The organism is Leisingera sp. F5 (assembly GCF_001593695.1).
Window position 1 is genome coordinate 1 of record NZ_LUKH01000350.1, and the last position, 2,750, is coordinate 2,750.

The window sequence follows — 2,750 nt, forward strand, 5'->3', positions numbered from 1 at the left end:
CAATGTCGACGTAGATGCCAGGCTCCTTGTTACTCAGCAGCTTGCCAGTGCCGGGGCGTTCTGTTCCCGCGTTCTGGGTCACATAGAACTCTTCCTCGGAGAGGGCGGCAATGGCGTCCGGATTTTTGGTGTATTTGGTCATGGTGTCCTCCCGCCTGTTTGCTTGTCGCAGAACATGGGGTGTGAGGGCGCAAATGCAATGCTCTGTTACAGGCGGCTCGCAAAGCCGTGTGCGGGGGCGGGTTTTGTCAGGCGGCGAAGGCGCCGGCCAGATCTCCGGGCAGGTCGAACTCTGTCAGCACCCGGGCGCGGGCCTCAGGCGACATCTTGAGGGCGGTCTTTTCAACGATGCGCTTCACTTTATCCGCCGGGTGTTTGGCGGCGAAGGGGGCGAAATACCATTTCAGGAAGACAAAGCAGATGATGTCTTCCAGTGCCTGCACCTGCGTGTCGCGCTTGATGCCCTCCTTTCGCAGCATGCGGGCGGCGGCCTCCGTATAGTCTGCGCCATAGCCTGCCTCCTGCATCAGGGCAGTGACCACCTGCGCGTGATGCTCAGCCTCTGCCTTTCGCCAGGCGAGGTAACCGGCGCGGCCTTCAGGGTAGCTGCTGCGCTGCAACTTCCAGCGTTCCACATGCTGGCCGCGGGCAGCAACCTGCAGTGCTTCGGAGGCGTCGGGGAACAGGCGTGCTTGCTCTGCGCTCATCCTTTGGCCGTAAAGGAGCGCGGCAGGCTGGCCGCCCTCCTGGTTGGGGTCCTGGGCGTTGGCGGCGTCGATGGCCACAAGCACCTGGGTCAATTGCGCGCTCATGCGGCGTTCTCCTGCTGGGTCATTGAGGATCAGAGTAAAGCGGAAGCGCGGAAGGTTGCAACGGTCCGCACGCCGTCAAGCATGCCGGTCCCAACGGGCGGGAACGGGCGTCAGCCCTGTTTTGCCGTGCGGGAGAGCGCCGCTGATGGCAGGGCAGGCTGGCGGGCAAGCTGGACGGCGAGAATGCCGCCGGTGACAATGGCCACCCCCAGCACATCGAGCGGCCCCAGTTTTTCACCCAGCAGCGCGCCGGCGACGGCCACGCCAAATACCGGGTTGAGGAAGTGGAAGGTGGCGGCCCGCACCGCGCCGATGCGGCTCAGCAGCATAACCCAGATGAGGGTGGCCATCAGCCCCGGCACCACCGTGGTATAGGTAAAGGCCAGCGCCAGCCGCAGGGTAGGGCGGACGAAGATTTCCTCGGTCAGCGGGGCTGCTAAAAACAGAATGGCAGAGCCAATCAGCATCTGCAGCCCCACCACCATCATGAAATTGCCGCCTGAGGTGGCGCCGCGCAAAGCCAGCGTTGCAATGGTCAGCGCCAGCACGCCGATCACGCACAGGACCACTCCGAACAGGTCCACCCCGGCACTGAGGCGGGTGCCCATGATCAGAGCCACGCCGAGGACGCCTGCCGCCAATCCGGCATAGCCCAGGGGCCGCAGCCGTTCGCCGAATAGTGCCCATCCGGCCAGTGCGACCAGCAAGGGCATGGTGGAGGCGATGATCGCGGCCAGCGAGGCCTCGATCCACTGCATGGCGACGAAGTTCAGGCCGAGGTACAGCGCGTTCTGGCAGATGCCGAAGATCACCGTGGCACGCCACTGGCCCGGCGTCAGCCGCCAGCTTTGCCCCATGGCGCGGGCAATTGCGACGCCGATCAGGCCGGAGATCAGGAACCGCACCGCCAAGGAAAACAAGGGGGAGGCATCCTCGACGATGATCCGGGCCGAAGTGAAGGCGGAGGACCACATCAGGGCAAAGGCCAGCCCCATGGCAATAGCGCGCGCATCCATCGTGAATTCCTTTCTCCCGCGGCGGACCTTCGGGGAATTGCGGGTGGAGATCAAGCCGGGATGAACCGGGATCAGCTGAGCCGGGCCACCAGAATCTGCCAGCTGGCGGCGCCGAAGGTGGCGGCAAAGAGCGCCTCGAACCCGCGGCGCAGGCGGAGGTACATTCGGCTGGCAGTGCTGCTCGAGAACAGCAGCGCGTAGCCGTGGAAGATCAGGGTGCTTTGCACGGCAATCGCCGCCATCACCACCAGCAGCGCGGACAGAGGCGTGCCTGCCGGCAGGCCGATGGCATAGAGCGACCCGAAGAACAGCACGGCCTTGGGATTGGTCAAGTGCAGCGCCAGGCCCTTGCCGTAAGCGCTCCGCAGCGTTGGCACGGCGGAGGCGCGCAATTCTGGCGCGCCAGGCCGCAGGGCCGACCGTGCCGAGCGGATGGCGAGATACATCAGATAGCCGGCGCCGAAATAGCGGACTGCTTCGAACATCCAGGCATTGGCCAGCATAACGGCGCCAAGCCCGAAGGCCGCGGAGACCGACCAGATCAGCGAGCCGGTGCAGACCCCGGCGGCGAGCGCCAGGCCCGGCTTGCGGCCATGCTGCATGGACGTGCCGGCAATGGTGAGCGTGGCCGGGCCGGGGCTTGCGGCGCCCAGAAACGCGGCGGCCATGATCAGTACCAGGTTCACGTTTTCCACTGCGGCCCTCCCACGGTCATTGACAGGAGGGTGCGCCTGCGGGGGCGCAAAGGCAAGCAGCAACGCTGCGGCGGCGGACGGACTCTTGGCAGGGGCGGCCCTGCCAGGCAAAAGAATAGGGCCGCCCCCGGGGGCAGCCCTGAAACCGTCCGGTTTATCGCCGGTATCAGCCGTTCACGCTGTCTTTCAACGCTTTTGCAATGGTCATTTTCACAACCTTGTCGGCT

At 65.1% G+C, this 2,750-nt stretch carries 4 protein-coding genes; all 4 read right to left on the bottom strand.

The genetic code is table 11. The features are described 5' to 3' along the window. The coding region (locus A2I95_RS30100; protein ID WP_291735786.1) for a peptide-methionine (R)-S-oxide reductase at positions 1-142 on the bottom strand (142 nt) is incomplete at its 3' end. Positions 143-248: 106 nt separating this feature from the next. Beyond that, a complete protein-coding gene (locus A2I95_RS30105) occupies positions 249-812 on the bottom strand; it encodes a DUF4202 domain-containing protein (protein WP_027256924.1) in 564 nt (187 codons plus the stop codon). A 110-nt stretch (positions 813-922) separates the two neighbouring features. Next, positions 923-1,828 (bottom strand): DMT family transporter, encoded by a 906-nt coding sequence (locus tag A2I95_RS30110; protein WP_027256923.1) that lies wholly within the window; start codon positions 1,826-1,828, stop codon positions 923-925. A gap of 71 nt (positions 1,829-1,899) precedes the next feature. Continuing rightward, the gene (locus tag A2I95_RS30115; protein ID WP_291735783.1) at positions 1,900-2,523 is read right to left on the bottom strand and encodes a LysE family transporter; all 624 of its coding nucleotides are present in this window, start codon (positions 2,521-2,523) and stop codon (positions 1,900-1,902) included. Positions 2,524-2,750 lie beyond the last annotated feature (227 nt).

What these genes read in the sequence shown, in the direction of transcription:
- A2I95_RS30105 (WP_027256924.1), bottom strand. Translation starts at nt 812, where the DNA reads ATGAGCGCGCAATTGACCCAGGTGCTTGTGGCCATCGACGCCGCCAAC.
- A2I95_RS30110 (WP_027256923.1), bottom strand. Translation starts at nt 1,828, where the DNA reads ATGGATGCGCGCGCTATTGCCATGGGGCTGGCCTTTGCCCTGATGTGG.